Below are 15,996 nucleotides of genomic sequence, written 5' to 3' on the forward strand. Positions count from 1 at the left end.
CTGCTAACGCTCGCTATGCGGCGTGTAGATGAATTTCTCCAGATCAAATCCCTGGCGACGTGCAATCTGCAATGCAGTATCGACGTCTGTCTGCGCAAGGGTCGGGCTACGCGAAAGCAGCCACAGATATTTGTTATTGGGTGAGCCGACCAGTGCCCAGTGGTAGTCCGGTGCCAGGCCGATCACCCAGTAATCTCCACTGAAAGGCCAGAAAAACTGGACCTTGAGGCGTGCGTTGCCACTGTTGGGGATGACCGTCGCCGTGCCACGGGCGGTATCCAGTTGACGGTCTTCATGGCGGCAGGTGTTGGTGACGGCAATGGTGCCATCGGTGTTTTTGCTATAGAGCGCCGTGGTGTCGGACGCACACAGGCGCTGGAAGAACATGGGCAAGTGGCCGATCTCGTACCAGGTACCCAGATACCGGTCGACTTCCAGCGTGGGTACGCTTTGCACGGGGTCTGCCATCACACGGGGCAGAGTAGCCAGCAAAATGAGCCAGAATGCGTAGCGGTTGTGTCTCATGCGGTTTCCCAGGATCAGCGTCGGGCGCGTTGAGTGTCCCATGCCGCGCCTGGCAAAGCGCGTGGTGCGGACTGAAATACGCGTCGGAATATGCTTACGTCATGTCGTCGCTATGACCAGCAAACCCGTCATGGCGTTCCATTTCACTGTGAACCACGCCATAACCGGTATCACCCTCAATTTGCTAAGTCACCCCCTGTTTTGACCTCTGCCGGTCGAGGGAGGCTTAACTCATCCCCGTCTGTGGGGTGAGGGCGTGCCGCTCACATGGACCGGGTGGCGATCGGGCGCAAAAAAAAACGGCCAAAGAAGGGGCAAACCGGGCCAGCGCGTGCTTGGGCTGACAAACGGCCGCTATCTGCTACAATCGCCGCCCAAGCCGCATTCCACCTCGGATGCGGCTGGTGTATGCCTGCTGTCACTCCTGCTTTTTGTAAGACTTCTCCCGCACCAACCGGTCCGTTTGTATCCGACTAACGGAATGGGCGTACATATAACCCATTTTGAATATAAGAGCGCTATGATATGGCGCATCATGTCAATGCCGGTTATGTGGTAGTGCGCAGTTTTGCCAGCGGGCATAGGCAGATAACGCAGTCGTCAAACGCACGGGTTTGCAAGCTTCCTTTACGTAAAGGTCTTGAATAAAAAGGGGAAATAGATGGGTTTTGCCGCAACACTGGACAAGAGCCTCAGTATCGCCAAGCCGGAATTCAACCGTTGGTTGATTCCGCCGGCCGCACTGGCAGTTCATTTGTCGATCGGTCAGGCGTACGCGTTCTCGGTGTTCAATGCACCGCTGAACAAAGCTTACGGCTGGAGCATTCCTTCGCTGGGCTGGATTTTCTCTCTGGCCATCGTTTTTCTGGGTCTGTCTGCCGCATTTGGCGGCAAGTGGCTTGAACGTGTTGGCCCGCGTGCCACCATGTTTGCCTCGGCGCTGTGCTTTGGCGGCGGCTTCCTGGTGTCGGCACTGGGCATCTATTTGCAGCAACTGTGGATGTTGTATCTCGGCTATGGCGTGATCGGTGGTATCGGTCTGGGCCTGGGTTATGTCTCCCCTGTTTCTACGCTGATCAAGTGGTTCCCTGATCGTCGCGGTATGGCGACCGGCTTGGCCATTATGGGTTTTGGTGGCGGTGCCATGATTGGCGCGCCGCTGGCCGTGACGCTGATGGACAAGTTCAAGACAGCCACCACGCCAGGTATTGCTGAAACCTTCGTGGTGATGGGGCTGATCTATACGCTGTCGATGCTGATCGGTGCGTTCACCGTGCGTCTGCCGGCACCGGACTGGAAGCCGGAAGGTTTTGTTGAAAAACAAGATCCGAAAAAACTGGCCAGCCACGTCTATGTGGATGCCGACACCGCGCTGAAGACACCGCAGTTCTGGCTGATGTGGGCCGTGCTGTGCCTGAACGTGACCGCAGGTATCGGTGTGCTGGGTCAGGCTTCGCTGATGATTCAGGAAGTCTTCAAGGGTTCGGTCAGCGCAGCGGCTGCGGCGGGTTTTGTGGGTTTGCTGTCCATCTTCAACATGGGTGGCCGTTTCTTCTGGTCCAGCGTGTCTGATGCGATCGGCCGCAAGACCACCTACCTCGTGTTCCTGCTGCTGGGCGCCGCGTTATACGCCCTGGTGCCGACCATTGGTTCAAGCAGCATCGCGCTGTTCGTAGGCCTGTATGCGGTGATCCTGTCGATGTATGGCGGCGGTTTTGCGACCATCCCGGCTTACCTGTCCGACAAGTTTGGTACCCGCTACGTGGGCGCCATCCATGGTCGTTTGCTGACCGCGTGGTCTGCCGCGGGTGTGCTTGGCCCGGTGATCGTGAACTACATGCGTGACCATCAGATCAAGGATCTGGGTGTTCCGGCTGCGCAAGCGTACAACACCACCATGTATATGCTGGCTGGTTTGCTGGTGATCGGTTTCGTCTGCAACGCGTTCATCAAGAACGTGGACGAAAAATTCATTTCGCGTGAGGACTAAGACATGACCAAGATCAAAGGTCTGGTGCTGTGGGCATATGTGCTGATTCCGCTGGCCTGGGGCGTGATCCAGACCGTGAAGAAAACGGCGGCGCTGTTCAGCTAAGTTGCCAGCGGTAATCTGACTGGCAACACCATCCGCCCCGTTCGCCTTGTTGCGGCCGGGGCGGTTGCCCTTCTGGCAATCCATTATTCAGAACGTATTGTGTTGATGCGCGACAAAACCTTATTGAACAGGGCGTGTCCGCTGAGTATGTTGTGACAAGTGGTTTATCTAAGGCGTATTGAGAATGAGCAAGCAGGCGATCAAGTTCTATAACCGTCCGGCCGGTGGTTGGGGTGCGCTCAAAAGCGTATTGCACACCATTCGCGAGCAAGGCGTCATGGTGCGCGGGATCAGTACGCTGCTCAAACAAAACCAGCCCGATGGCTTTGACTGTCCGGGTTGCGCCTGGCCAGACAAGAACCACCACTCCACGTTCGAGTTTTGTGAAAACGGCGCCAAGGCCGTGGCAGCGGAAGCGACCGAGCGCCGTATCGACCGTGCATTCTTTGAACAGTATTCGGTCACCGAACTGAACACCAGAGATGATTACTGGCTGGAAGCGCAAGGCCGTCTGACCGAGCCGATGCGCTATGACGCCACCCGCGACCGTTATGTCGCAGTGTCCTGGGACGACGCATTTGAGCTCACCGGCCAACATCTGAACGCGTTGGCCAGCCCGCACGAAGCCCTGTTTTATACCTCTGGCCGCACCTCCAACGAAGCTGCATTCCTTTATCAGTTGTTTATCCGCGAGTACGGTACCAACAACCTGCCAGATTGCTCCAACATGTGCCATGAGCCTTCGGGCACGGCCATGAAAGAACAGGTCGGCATCGGGAAGGGGACGGTCACACTGGAAGATTTTGACCACGCCGAAGCACTGTTCATCTTTGGTCAGAACCCGGGTACCAATCACCCGCGCATGCTGGGTACGCTGCGCGAAGCGGCCAAGCGCGGTTGCCGCATTGTGGTGTTCAACCCGCTGCGCGAGCGCGGCCTTGAACGCTTTGCTGATCCGCAAAGCCCGCTGGATATGCTCTCCGGCGACGGCACCAAAATTGCATCCAGCTATTATCAGGTGCGTATTGGCGGCGATATGGCCGTTGCCATCGGTATTGCCAAAGCGGTGATAGAGGCCGGTGTCATCGATGCCGACTTCATTGAAGAACACACCAGCGGCTTTGAAGATTTCCTCGCCATGATTGACGCGCAGATGTGGGAGCACATCGAAGAACAGTCGGGCCTGTCTGAAGCGCAGATCCGCGACATTGCGGACATCTACATGGCCAGCAATGCCACGATCTGCACGTGGGGCATGGGCATTACCCAGCACAAGCATTCGGTGGCGACGATCCAGGCCATCATCAATTTGTTGTTGCTTAAGGGCAATATCGGCAAGCCAGGCGCAGGTGCGTGTCCGGTGCGCGGGCACTCTAACGTGCAGGGTGACCGCACGATGGGGATTTACGAAAAGCCTTCGGTCGACTTCCTGAACAAGCTGGGCAAGGCGTTTGATTTTGTCCCGCCACAAGAACACGGCCACGATGTGGTCGGCGGCATTGAAGCCATGCTCAAAGGCGAGGCCAAAGTGTTTATCGGCATGGGCGGCAACTTTGCCTCCGCCACGCCGGATTCTGACCGCACCCGGGCCGGTTTGCGACAGTGTGATCTGACCGTGCATGTCACCACCAAGCTCAACCGCTCTCACCTTGAACACGGCAAAGATGCACTGATCATGCCGTGCCTGGGCCGCACCGAAGTCGACAACCAGGTGGGTGGCGCGCAAGGCGTGACGGTAGAAGACTCCATGAGCATGGTGCATATCTCTGCCGGCATGAACACGCCAGCATCGGAACACCTCTTGTCAGAGCCCGCCATTGTGGCGCGCATGGCCGCAGCGACGCTCAAAAACAGCAAGACACCCTGGCTGTGGATGATCGAAGACTATGACCGCATCCGTGACAAAATCGCCGAGGTGATTGACGGCTTTAACGATTTCAATCACCGCGTTCACGTTCCGGGTGGTTTCTATCTGGGTAACTCCGCACGTGATCGTAAATGGGTTACGGCGACGGGCAAAGCGCTGTTTGTGCCGAACCCCGTGCCGGGTGACATGCCCATTACCGCGCTGCGTCGCCAGCACACCGGGAAACAGATTTTCAACTTGATGACCGTGCGCAGTCACGACCAGTACAACACCACCATCTACGGCCTGGATGACCGTTATCGTGGCGTGTTTGGCCAGCGCCGCGTGTGTTTCATCAACAAGCATGATCTGGAAAAACTGGGCTTCGCAGCGGGTCAATGGGTCGACATGACCTCTGTCTGGCACGATGGCGAGCGCAAGGCGCTGCGCTTCAAGCTGGTCGAATACGACATTCCGCCGGGTTGTCTGGCCAGCTATTACCCGGAAACCAACAACCTGGTGCCGCTGGACAGTATGGCCGATCGCGCCCGCACGCCGGCTTCCAAGTCGGTACCGGTCGTGCTGACGCTTTCCAGCGATCAGCAAGAGGCCGCTTGAACGGCCGGATTAATGAATCATGGAAGAAACGCTGATTGCCATCATGGCCTTGCTGGCCGGGCAAGATGGGCTCTCTGACCATCAGGTCGGCAAAAAGCTGGGGCTGGGTATGAGCCAGTTGAACCGCGCGCTGACGGTGCTGACGGCATCCTCGCTGGCTGATGGGGAGTCTTTGGTGCGTACGCAGCAAGATGGCAAGCGTCGCACCTTATGGCTGACTGAAGCGGGGAGGGCGTTATGTCCATGAACGACGTCAACGGCCTTGTGGATTTACCTCTGCCAGCTGTTTCAGCACGGGTTGAAGCGCTGCGCATTGATCGTGGCCAGAGCATGGCCCGGCCGGAAACGCTGGCAGAAGAAATCCCCGTAGCCCTGGTGTTCAACGGGATCTCGCATGCCGTCATGATGGCCAGCCCGCTGGACCTGGAAGACTTTGCGCTTGGGTTCTCGCTGACGGAGGGCATCATTGCCCGTCCGGGTGAACTGCTGGATCTGGAGGTCGTGCCGTTACCCACTGGTGTCCAGGTGGAAATGCGCATTCCTGAACAGCGCTTTGCGGCCCTTAAGGAACAACGCCGCAATCTGACTGGCCGTACAGGCTGCGGCTTGTGCGGGCAGGATTCATTGCAACATGTGATCCGTCCACTATCCCCCGTGAGTACGGGGGCGCAGGTTTTGTTTACCGATGTCCTGACCGCGATGGATCAGCTGGGCGCATTGCAGCCACTGAATCTGGCGACAGGCGCAGCGCATGCCGCCGGTTGGTGGTACGACGGCCGCATTACCGTGCGTGAAGACATTGGTCGGCATAATGCGCTGGATAAACTCATTGGTGCTGTCGCCCACCAACCCGTGCGAGACGGCGTACTGGTGATCAGTTCACGCGCATCGTACGAGATGGTGCACAAAGCTGCCGCCGCCGGGTTTGCCGTTCTGGCTGCTATTTCTGCGCCGACCGCGCTGGCAGTACGCCTGGCCGAAGAAACCGGCCTGACACTGGCTGGCTTTGTGCGGGGTGAGCGGCTCACGGTGTATAGCCACCCGGATCGGATTCTGCGCTGATCCCAACCACCAAAAGGTGCCGTTGATGGCCGTCCGCATCGTTCGACTGGGTTCACCAAGACATGAAGATGAGGGTGTGCGCATTGGTACGGTGCGCCGTCCGCCGCGTGGCGTGCGTAAAGAAGAGTTCGCCAGTCGCGACTTTTATGATGTCTGGTATCCACAATTGTCGCCGTTGCCAGAGCTGGTTCAAGCGGCGCAAACGGCACAGGCTGAGCACGATCAGAAGGCCTGGGATGCCTTCGTCAAACAATTCCGCAAACAAATGAAAGAACCCGATGCCAGTCGCACGCTCGACCTGCTGGCCGCGCTCTCACACCAGAGCAATTTCTCCATCGGCTGTTATTGCGAAGACGAAACCCATTGCCACCGCAGCGTACTGCGTGAACTCCTGACCGAACGTGGCGCCGATCTGCGCTAGTGCGTACCCGGGGCCATGGCTTGATCGCGCAGCGCATGCTGCAAGCTCAACATCTGATCGCCCAGCGCGTTTAAATCCAGCGTCCCTAATTGCCGGATCAACGGGAACAAGCGCTCTTCTTCTTCCGCAAAGTGCATCGCCACATAATCAGAAAGCACCTTGAAACGGGCCTCGAACAACGGGTGATCTGGCGGTGTGACCTCCAGTTGGGCCATCAAGGCATTGCAACTGGCGTGTTCGACCGTGGCTTCATCGATGAGCTGCCCTTGCTTATGCAGCGCAGCGCGCGCGGCCGGGTAGAACAATTGCTCTTCCACATGGGAATGCCAGGCCAGCAAAACGCAGGTTTGCCGCACCAGATTGACTTTATGCGTCACCGATAACGTGTACTTGCGGCGCTCATACTCGTTGAACAACTGAAGGATGGTGGCGTGTTCAGCAGTCAGCAAAAACGTAGCGCGGTCATGCGTGAGTGCCGCACCGCTGCTGAACGCAGTGACGCTGTTGGTCCTGGGCCGGTGGTTGGGCTGGATGAGGGATGCTGGCATGGTGTGCTCCGGGCGCGAGCGGGATGTCGTGGTTGATGTTAGCCGCGCCGCAAAGCCTGCGTTGTCAGTGCCTGACGCATTTGTTTGCAAGTGTGGACTGGGCAAATCCTACAAAACACCCCGCGGCAAGATGGAGTCAACAGGGTTCAATACCGCGTTCTTGCGAGGATATACCCCTGTACCAGGCGTGAGCACGCGTGCGAACGCGGAGAGGAGGTACGTTGCAAATAAAAAACCGCCCCCAAGGGCGGTTTTTTATTGGGCATCAAACAGGGTTTAGCTGTGAATCCGCCCGTCATGATCCACGACCGTCAGATCAACATAGGTCGAGCCATTGTGGTTGGTCGGGGAGAACTTCACGCGGTAGCCACCCATGTCGTAGTCGCCCAGGCTTTCCAGTGCGCTGATCAATTTTTCGCGCGTCAGTGCCTTGCCGGCGCGCTTGAGGCCTTCTACCAGCACGCGGGCGCCGATATAGCCTTCCAGGCTTGGGTAATCCACATCGCTCACGCCTGCGGCGGAGAGCGCCTTGACGTATTCAATGGTCACCGGCCGGGTCGGGTTGTACGGGGTGGGCATCACTTGCGAGACGATCACGCCGGAGCCGTCGTTCTTCAGCTCATGCACCAACGCTTCGGTACCCACAAACGACACGTTGTAGAACGGGCCAATATAGTTGCGGGCGCGGGCGGCGGTAATGAAGGCGGCGGACGATTTGTAGGCGGTGACCATGAATACGGCGTTGGCCGGGCTCTTGACGACCAGTTCATCAACGGCCTTGGCCACTTCCACGCTGTTACGTTGCACGGTGGCGGTTGCGTTGATCTTGATGCCGTATTTGATCGAGGCTTCCTGCATGGCCTTCAAGCCGGCCTGACCGTAGGCATCGTTCTGATAGAAGATATTGATGGTCGACATGCCCATCTTCTTCATGCCTTCGGCGATTTCTGCCGCTTCGTCGCGATAACCGGCACGCACGTTAAAGATGTTTTTGTTGAGTGGATTGCGCAGGCTGTCAGCCCCGGTAAACGGCGCAATAAACGGCACGCTGTTTTGATTGATCAGCGGCAGTGAGGCGTTGGAGGTTGGGGTGCCCACATAGCCGAACAGCGCAAATACCTGCTGTTCCTTGATGAGCTTTTGGGTGTTGGCCGCCGCGCGATCCGGCTCATAACCATCATCCAGCGCAACCAGTTTGATCTTGCGGCCGTTCACGCCGCCATGTGCGTTCACGTAGTCAAAATATGCTTTGGCGCCACGGTTCACGCTCTTACCCAGTTCGGCCGCAGGGCCGGAAAGGGCAGCAGACTGGCCCAGCAGAATTTCGTTTTCAGTCACACCCGGTTCGGCGGCAAAAGCCGACAGGGAAATCAGGGCCAGCAGACCCAACCACAGCGCCTTCATATCTATTTATCCTTGGATGCTTTGATTCGACGGCTCGCCCTGTACTGGCGGGCCGTTGTGCGGCTTTCACCCGTGCCAAACCGACGCCCCTCGGTCGGCAACGTTACCGGGCAAACTATTATATCGGCATAAGCGGTCAGGCGTGGGGCCGCAACCCGGACGGCGGGAAAGTCGCGACGGTCGTCAGCTTACACCTGTGGGGTTCACGCCACGGTATGGGCGCGGCCAAAGAAAATGCCGCCCCACATCGGGGGCGGCATCTGGTGATTACCGATTGGTTTGCCGTTTAGAAAGCGACGAAACCGGGTGTGCTACCGCTATTGAAGCCGACATACACACTACGGCCATAATTGAACGGGAAGCCCAGATCAATACCGGGGTTCGAGTTGGGGCCGCCGATATTGCTGTAGGCAATGTTGCCGCTGCTGAACAGGCTGGTGGCGTTGGCGATGCTCAGCGTCACCGTGGTCGAGGGCGACCTGTTGGTGTTGTAGGCGGCAATGGCGACTGTCGGGCTCAGTGTGGTGTTCGGGCAGAAGAAGTCCGGGCCGGCAGAGTTGCTTCCTGAAGCGCAAGCGGACGCTACCGTGGATGGCAGGAAATAGATGTTCGAGCCCGAATCAAAAAAGCCGGAACTGTTTGCAGTGCTGCCAATGCCCATATACAAAAAGCCAACGTAATTCGTTGGGTATTGCGTCACGCCGCTGAGGGCGTTGTTGCTTGCCGTGCCAATACCGAAGACCAGTGAGCCGGAGACAGAGGCGGCACCGGTGCTGCCAACGGAGGGCATCACGATCATGACGCCGTTGTTATCGGTGGCAAATAGCGTGGCCGGGTTCACCAACTGGTTGGCGATCGGCATGGTCGTGGCCTGGCAGTTCGACGGTGTTGAGCAACCGTAGTAGAACGCCGTATTGGCGGTCGTGTCGCAGGCACCCAGGGTATCGCAGTCGTGCACGATATTGGACAGGCCGATGACCCCGTTAGCACCAAAGTCTGCGACGGTGCTTTCATTCGAACCGCCGGCGCTGCAGCCGGATGGCACCGTGGGGTAGCTGGAGTCGCCAATGATCTGCAACTGCACGCCGCTGGCGGTTTCGCCGCCAATGGTAATGTCAGCCTTGGCGACCGAGCCCCAGATATAGCCATCGGCAAATTGATAGCACTCTGCCATGGGTACATTCGGTACGGTGACGGGGGCGCTGCCGCTAGAGGCCGGTGTGTTCTGCGCGGGGAGTGTCACGCCGTTGAGGGCCGAAGCCATGATCCGCAGGCCGGTAGAGCCGGTATCGACCAGCACGTGGTCTACCGTGGTGCAGGTCGTTGTACCCGGCACGCACAGCGTGACAGAAACATACGGAATATTGAGGGCGCCACTCACGCCGCTCGGGCCGCTATCAACCGTGATTTTGGCAACGTTACTGCCGGAGATCGGCGTGGATGTCGGTGTTGGCGTAGCCGTCGGGTTGATGAGCGAAGAGCCATCGGCCGCGCCGTTACACCCGATCAGTAGCAAGTAAAGGCTGCCCAGACAAGCCAGCAAGAAGTACCGCATTGTGTGCTCCTGAATTCGTCAGAGTCGTCAGACTGTTAGCCCGCGTCGGGCAGGGCTCATTGAATCTGGTCGGTAGTGACACCAGAGGGCAGCATGGCTGGCACCCATGCACGCCCATGGTAGGCCAGCGGTTTGCCGCCAGACTGCACCACCAGATCACTGGTGTTGACGAGGCTGGATGTATGTCCGGCGTGGTGTGTGGTGGCGTTGTCTGACAATTGTGGGAAATACGTGCCCAGCAAGACGCGCAGGTCTGGCATTTGTGGCCCGCTCCAGCTCACGGCAAATACTTTGCCATCGGTACCCACATATTCATTGATGGTGGTGCCAAGGCTAGTCTGCAAAGTGTTCACGGAAAAGGCCGTGCTGCTACTGGTGCTGCTCTGAGCGGCTTTTACAGACGCCTTGAGTGCGGTTTGCGCCGAGCTGGTTGTGGTCGGCGCACCGCCGAGTACCGCATGGGCAAAGCAGGGGACGGCCATTAACACAACGCCAGCGCGTTTGATGAAACCGGTTCTGGTGATCATGAAAATCCTCGATGCAAATCGCTAAACAGTCAGGGTCGTATTGACCTGATGGCGAAGCGGCGGAGCCATCTACTTCAATTATTAACCGCGTTGCTTACTATGCCAGCTTAAGTTGCAAGTCAGTCAGTGTGTTTGTATCGCGCGAGTAGCACGTCGTTGCCACGCAACATAGTCAGTGCCGTTGATCGGCTTGCGGCGGTTCTGCCGTTGTCAGGCGACGAACGCAAAAAACATCTGGCGATACAGGCAAAACGCCATCCTGACGCCGGGGTTGACCGGCAGGGAAGCAGATGTTGCCTTGATGGTATCGATTGCAGGCCGGGCGGTGTGCCGTCTGGCGCTGGCCGATACTTGATTCATGCAAATGTCCTGATTAGTTTGTGTAGCGCAGTACCACAAAAAGGGCTCACCGGTCAGCCGTGTCAGAGCTTACAACGCAGGGGCGTTTGCATAGGCCGGTCAGCAATGATGGCAAATGCCTGGGGGGTATTTCAAATGACCAGATTGCAGCAACCAGTCAACACAACGGATGCAGGCGGGCAACCGCTGGATACCGTGGAAGCGGCACTAGATTTTGTCTACGAGCAGTTTGAAACACACCACGCGCAAATACGCGAGGTCTGGGCGGACACCTATAACGCCCTGGCTCAGGCGTGTGATTCTGGCGATGACGACCAGATCGAAGCGGCGCGGCATAAACTGCTGGATGCCATTCACCTGACGCACATGGGGTCGGCGTAAGCCATCCAGCACTTTTTGATACGCGCTTCTTCGTTGCATTGTTTTCAGGGGAAGTCCTGGCGGCCTGCAGCAGGGTAAAAACCTGCTGGCTGGCCGCTGTTTTATTTTATATCCTCGGTCGATGACAACCGAACCTCCTATCGCTCCATCTGTCGGCCCGCGTATCTGGGTCGATGCGGATGCCTGTCCCAGACCCGTTAAAGACATGCTGTTTCGCGCTGCAGACCGCGCGCGCATCCAGGTCACCCTTGTGGCCAATCAGCTTTTGCACGTGCCGCCGTCTCCCTGGATCAATGCTTTACAAGTAGCGGCGGGCTTTGATGTCGCCGATAACGAGATCGCAGCACGCGTGCAACAAGGGGACCTCATCATCACTGCGGATATCCCGTTGGCCTCGGCCGTGATTGCCAAAGGCGCCGATGTCATTGACCCGCGTGGCGAGGCACTAACCAAAGCCAATATTGCAGAACGGTTATCCATGCGTGATTTCATGCAAGGACTGCGCGATGCCGGGGTACAAACCGGCGGCCCGGCCGGCTTGTCGGATGCAGACAAGAAAGCGTTTGGACGCGCGCTGGACACCTGGCTGGCAAAAAAACGCCGGACGCCGGCCTTGTAAACCGACCGGTCGGCCCAATGTGTGCGCCAGCATCGTTTCAACCCCTCAGAACCAAGTAACGGAGTACACAATGACCTCTCGCTGGATCGATATCACAAGCTCGACAGGTGAAACGTATGGCGGCTATCTCTCGCTGCCGCCGACCGGCAAAGGGCCGGGTCTGGTGCTGATCCAGGAAATCTGGGGCGTGAACGACCATATTCGTAAAGTGGCCGACCAGTACGCCGCTGATGGTTTTGTCGTGCTGGCCCCGGATGTTTTCTGGCGTCAGAGCCCGCGCGTTGACCTGAACTATGACGAAGCGGGCACCAAGCAGGCCTTTGCATTCATGCAAGGCCTGGATCAACCTGCCGCGGTGAAGGATCTGGTCGGCGCAGTCAGCACACTCAAAGCGCAGCCGGAAGTCACGGGCAAGATCGCCACTGTGGGTTATTGCATGGGTGGTCGCTTGTCGTTCCTGACCGCAGCCCATAGTGCGGATGTGGCCGCCGGGGTGTGTTATTACCCAGGCGCCATTAACACGGTGATGGGTGACGCTGCGCAACTGAAGGCACCGGTGCAGTTCCACTTTGGTGGCCTGGATACCCATATTGGCAAGGATGTGCGCCAATCGGTCATTGATACCCTGGGTGATCGCGAAGATACCGAGGTTTATATCTACGAACAGGCCGACCACGGTTTCAATTGCTGGGGTCGTCCAATGTACAACCAGAATGCAGCATTGTTGGCCCATGGCCGCGTGCTGGAGTTCCTGGCTGAACATCTGGCCTGATCGCCGCGATAAAAAAACGCCACCCGCTTCAAGCTGGTGGCGTTTTTTTGTATGAGCGTGTGCTGTTAGTCCAGCGGGCGGCCGCTGGTTGCATCAAGCAAGAGCGTGTTGGCGTCACGCAACAACAACCAGCGACCATCGGCCTGGCGCTGATACAGGGTGAGCGTCTGGCCGCTGCGTGTCACTGGCTGAGCCAACTGCGGGCTACGAACGGTCACCTCCAGATGGCTGCGGGCATAAGCCAGATCAGCGCAGATCACGATTTCAGCAATGTCCTGCACGGTATCAATGCGAATACCGGCCTGCCTGGGTGGCAAGAGCGCGGCAAAGGCCGATTTACCGATAATGGGCGGCTGACCTGGTGTGATAAAAATGGCGTCATCGGCCATGAGTGCCAGCACGCTGTCGTAATCGCCCGCAGCGGTGGCGTGCTGCCAATGTGAGCACAAGGCGCGAATTGCTGATTCGTCGGACTGGGTCATGGGTAGCCTCCAAGTGATGGCCTGCTGGCTGGTCAGCGTATGCGTCAGGCGCGCGCAAAGTGCCAGAGTAGTGTACCTTTCTACATCCGCAATCGACACCCTGACCCACAACGGGAGCCGGCCCGCACATCAAGCACCGGCACCGCGCCCCGACACAGCGAGGACCAATTGAGATCACAGCGGCGGCTGACCTGGTGTGCACTGGTATTGTCTGTTCTGTTGCACCTGGCAACGTTGTTGATCCCGTTCAATTTTTCGGGCGGCGGCGCCACTTTCCTGGCCAGCATCATGCCGCTGCGGGTGGAGCTTCAACCACCTCCTGTTCCGGTTGAAGTCACGCCGCCGCCGCAAGACAGGCCTGTCAGTGTGCACGGCGAAACCACGCCGGAGGACACCGCTACACAAGCGGTGATCGCTGTGCCAGTGCCCGAAGAAAAACCCGCAACCGTGGCGCCACCTGTCGCACGTAGCGGACGCCATCGGGCACGTCACGCCAGAGCATCTGAGGTCTCGCCCGCTTCTGCACCTGCTGTTGAAGCCACGCCTACGCCGCAACCTGCGCCTGTGCCAGAACCCGTGGTGACGCCGACACCCACGCCGGTGGTAACTCCGACTCCGACACCTGTGTCGACACCGACGCCCGCGCCGGTGGCTACACCGACACCGACACCGACACCGACACCGACACCGACACCGACACCGACACCGACACCCGTAGCGACACCCACGCCAACCGCAGTACCGACGCCACATCCAACGCCGTTACCAACGGCTACGCCGACCCCCGTTGCCACGCCTGTACCCACGCCCGTCGTGACGGCAACACCGGTGCCTACCGCTGCGCCGACGCCGGTACCCACTGCAGTGCCGACAGCGCGTCCGACCCCTGTAGCCACGCCAGTGCCTACGCCGCTGCCCATCGTAGTGCCAACGGCTGTGCCCACTGCGGAGCCAACGCGGGCACCGGTGGCAGTACCGGCCATTACGCCGGTGCCGACTCACGCGCCGGTAATGGCCATGCCAGTGACCCCGTTGCCTGCGGCTGGCTTGCCTGGCAGCCAAAGTGGCAAGAGTGTGCTGCCGGCGCAAAATGCAGGGCAGGGCAACGGTGCCGGCAAAAGCACGACAGGAACGGGTAGCAAGAGCAGTGCGGGTAATGGCACCGGCAGTGGCTCACAGCCGGTCAAACCGCTGAATCTGAACCTGAATCTGAACGGGCCTTCGATTAACATGCCACTCATCCGGCCGCAAAACGAAGGTGGCAGGCAGGCCCAGGAAGAAGGCTACGTGCGCGCCCAGCGCGATTCCGTGACACGTGCCATTTACAGCATGTGGGAAGCCTCCCAGGTTAAACAAAGGATCGAGCGATACGGCAAAATGAGTTTCCCGACCAACAGCCATGGCGACCCCATGTACGGGCGTGTGCGTTTGCGGCTGCTGGTCAATGGGCGGGATGGTTCTCTGGCAGAGAGCGACATCATCAGCCCGTCCGGGAATCCGGAGTTCGATGATGCGGTGCTGTTGCTGGTGCGCCGCGCGGCGCCGTTTGGTCCGGCCAGCAAGGATATCTGGGACGAAAACGGGCAGATCTTGCTGCTGATGTGGGCTAGCTTCCAGAAAGACCAGGTCGTCTGGAGTCGCTAACCAGGATGGCTGGGCCGGGATGCAAAAAGAAAACGCCGGGTTTGTCGGCGCGGCACAGGGTTCTTGCGTTACACACCAGTGGCCGCGTACTGGCGGGTTCAAGTCGCGGGCTACATGCACGATACATAAACTGTTTGATTGTCGTCGCGCCTCAGGGTAAAACTGTGCGGCTCGCCGGTCAGCGCATCAGGTTGCGCGGCGCGGGTCAGTGCCGGTTCCCCGTGATTGGGGCGGGGATTAACTTTTTGTTCAAGTTGAAGATTCTTGTCAGTCAAGCACCTCTCATATAAAGACGGCATTCTGACCATCAACCTCGATGTGCTGGCACTGGCGTTTCTGCTAGCTATCTTGCTGCACGTGGCGGTCTTGTTCATACCGAAAATGCCGCCCAAAAAGGCCAGTGGCGCAGTGGCAAAGCAAGAAGCGCCATTCCAGATGCAGCTCTTGCCGCGAACCAAACCCGCAGCCCAGGCCGAATTGGCGCCCAAACAGCCGCCCGTGCTGACGCGGACCGTTCCGGCGCAGGAAAAGCCGGACTATTCGGCGCCCCCACCCAAGCCACGTCATAAAGAAGCGCCACGTGTTGCATCTGCACCGGTGACCAAGCCTGTGCCCGATCAAACACCGCCGCGTGAAATTGCCATGGGCGGCCTGGATGACGCATTGAATCGCCGCGCCTCGCCGCAGCCCAAGTCGGGGCAGTTGTTGCGTCACTTGTCTGATTTGCCGCCGCAGCAGCAAAACCATGACGATGCTGCGCCAGAGCCTGATTCACAGATCGAGGCGACCAATGACCCGGTCAAGCGCTTCCAGTACGGCTGGTGGTTTGATGCGATCAAGCGCAAGGTCGAACACGTGGGGCAGATGAATTTCCCGCATGACGAGCACGACAACCCGATGTTTGGCCGCGTGCACTTCCGGGGTTCTTTGAGCGCCGACGGCAAGACCTTTGACATCAAGGTGCTGGACGTGGATGGTCCCGCAGCCTTGGGGCCCAAGTGCAAGCTGATTCTGGAGCGCTCCGTACCGCTGCCGCCGCCACCGAAGGACTTGCTCGACAAGAACCAGCAGTATGTCTTTGTGGGTGACTATTACTTCGTGAACAGCTCAGAGATGACCCGCTATAACTGGTAAGTT

The 15,996-nt window shown here is 58.5% G+C and carries 16 protein-coding genes and 1 pseudogene; 10 read left to right on the forward strand and 7 right to left on the reverse strand.

Translation table 11 applies throughout. The annotated features are described in order from the left end of the window. Positions 1–3: 3 nt before the first annotated feature. Complete coding sequence (locus IEX44_RS10340) at positions 4–525, reverse strand: lipocalin family protein (protein WP_188692873.1); 522 nt, start codon at positions 523–525, stop codon at positions 4–6. Positions 526–1,186: 661 nt separating this feature from the next. Here IEX44_RS10340 and IEX44_RS10345 point away from each other — a divergent pair. The 5 genes and pseudogenes from IEX44_RS10345 (at position 1,187) to IEX44_RS10365 (ending at position 6,567) form a co-directional block, all read left to right on the forward strand. Further along, a pseudogene (locus tag IEX44_RS10345) lies at positions 1,187–2,620 on the forward strand (L-lactate MFS transporter). 184 nt (positions 2,621–2,804) lie between these two features. Further along, positions 2,805–5,084, forward strand: coding sequence for an FdhF/YdeP family oxidoreductase (locus IEX44_RS10350; protein WP_188692879.1), 2,280 nt, complete (start codon positions 2,805–2,807; stop codon positions 5,082–5,084). A gap of 19 nt (positions 5,085–5,103) precedes the next feature. After that, positions 5,104–5,331 (forward strand): hypothetical protein, encoded by a 228-nt coding sequence (locus tag IEX44_RS10355; RefSeq protein WP_188692881.1) that lies wholly within the window; start codon positions 5,104–5,106, stop codon positions 5,329–5,331. Next, positions 5,322–6,146 (forward strand): formate dehydrogenase accessory sulfurtransferase FdhD, encoded by an 825-nt coding sequence (gene fdhD / locus IEX44_RS10360; protein WP_188692884.1) that lies wholly within the window; start codon positions 5,322–5,324, stop codon positions 6,144–6,146. The genes IEX44_RS10355 and fdhD overlap by 10 nt, the downstream gene beginning before the upstream one ends. Positions 6,147–6,171: 25 nt before the next feature. Further along, positions 6,172–6,567, forward strand: a complete 396-nt coding sequence (locus tag IEX44_RS10365) for a DUF488 domain-containing protein (protein WP_188692887.1) — start codon at positions 6,172–6,174, stop codon at positions 6,565–6,567. On the opposite strand, the gene IEX44_RS10370 is transcribed toward IEX44_RS10365, so the two are convergent. The 5 genes from IEX44_RS10370 to IEX44_RS21040 all read right to left on the reverse strand — a co-directional run bounded on the left by IEX44_RS10370 (position 6,564) and on the right by IEX44_RS21040 (position 10,961). Further along, on the reverse strand, positions 6,564–7,115 hold the full coding sequence (locus IEX44_RS10370) for a hemerythrin domain-containing protein (protein ID WP_188692890.1): 552 nt from the start codon (positions 7,113–7,115) through the stop codon (positions 6,564–6,566). The two genes, IEX44_RS10365 and IEX44_RS10370, sit on opposite strands and share 4 nt — an antisense overlap. 276 nt (positions 7,116–7,391) lie before the next feature. Beyond that, positions 7,392–8,519, reverse strand: a complete 1,128-nt coding sequence (locus IEX44_RS10375; protein WP_188692893.1) for an ABC transporter substrate-binding protein — start codon at positions 8,517–8,519, stop codon at positions 7,392–7,394. A gap of 286 nt (positions 8,520–8,805) precedes the next feature. After that, positions 8,806–10,074 carry a DUF3443 family protein gene (locus IEX44_RS10380; RefSeq protein WP_188692896.1) on the reverse strand — a complete coding sequence of 423 codons (1,269 nt, stop codon included), beginning with the start codon at positions 10,072–10,074 and terminating at the stop codon, positions 8,806–8,808. A gap of 56 nt (positions 10,075–10,130) precedes the next feature. Further along, positions 10,131–10,601: a DUF2844 domain-containing protein gene (locus IEX44_RS10385; protein WP_188692899.1), complete on the reverse strand. Its 471-nt coding sequence runs from the start codon at positions 10,599–10,601 to the stop codon at positions 10,131–10,133. Between the two features lie 210 nt (positions 10,602–10,811). Beyond that, on the reverse strand, positions 10,812–10,961 hold the full coding sequence (locus IEX44_RS21040; protein ID WP_229678950.1) for a hypothetical protein: 150 nt from the start codon (positions 10,959–10,961) through the stop codon (positions 10,812–10,814). A gap of 135 nt (positions 10,962–11,096) precedes the next feature. Here IEX44_RS21040 and IEX44_RS10390 point away from each other — a divergent pair, with 135 nt between their 5' ends. From IEX44_RS10390 to IEX44_RS10400, 3 genes are all read left to right on the forward strand, one after another. Continuing rightward, positions 11,097–11,342, forward strand: a complete 246-nt coding sequence (locus IEX44_RS10390) for a hypothetical protein (protein WP_188692903.1) — start codon at positions 11,097–11,099, stop codon at positions 11,340–11,342. 121 nt (positions 11,343–11,463) lie between these two features. Continuing rightward, positions 11,464–11,961, forward strand: coding sequence for a YaiI/YqxD family protein (locus IEX44_RS10395; protein WP_188692907.1), 498 nt, complete (start codon positions 11,464–11,466; stop codon positions 11,959–11,961). A 70-nt stretch (positions 11,962–12,031) separates the two neighbouring features. After that, entirely contained in the window at positions 12,032–12,733 is a 702-nt protein-coding gene (locus IEX44_RS10400) for a dienelactone hydrolase family protein (protein ID WP_188692910.1), read from the forward strand. Positions 12,734–12,798: 65 nt separating this feature from the next. Here the strand turns inward: IEX44_RS10400 and IEX44_RS10405 are convergent, their stop codons facing one another. After that, the gene (locus IEX44_RS10405) at positions 12,799–13,215 is read right to left on the reverse strand and encodes a YybH family protein (protein WP_188692913.1); all 417 of its coding nucleotides are present in this window, start codon (positions 13,213–13,215) and stop codon (positions 12,799–12,801) included. A 168-nt stretch (positions 13,216–13,383) separates the two neighbouring features. Between IEX44_RS10405 and IEX44_RS10410 the strand changes: the two genes are divergently transcribed. Beyond that, positions 13,384–14,859 carry an energy transducer TonB gene (locus IEX44_RS10410; RefSeq protein WP_229678952.1) on the forward strand — a complete coding sequence of 492 codons (1,476 nt, stop codon included), beginning with the start codon at positions 13,384–13,386 and terminating at the stop codon, positions 14,857–14,859. Between the two features lie 264 nt (positions 14,860–15,123). Further along, positions 15,124–15,993, forward strand: a complete 870-nt coding sequence (locus tag IEX44_RS10415; protein WP_188692919.1) for a hypothetical protein — start codon at positions 15,124–15,126, stop codon at positions 15,991–15,993. Positions 15,994–15,996: the final 3 nt, after the last annotated feature.

It is taken from the genome of Silvimonas amylolytica, from assembly GCF_014645555.1.
Lineage (GTDB): Bacteria > Pseudomonadota > Gammaproteobacteria > Burkholderiales > Chitinibacteraceae > Silvimonas > Silvimonas amylolytica.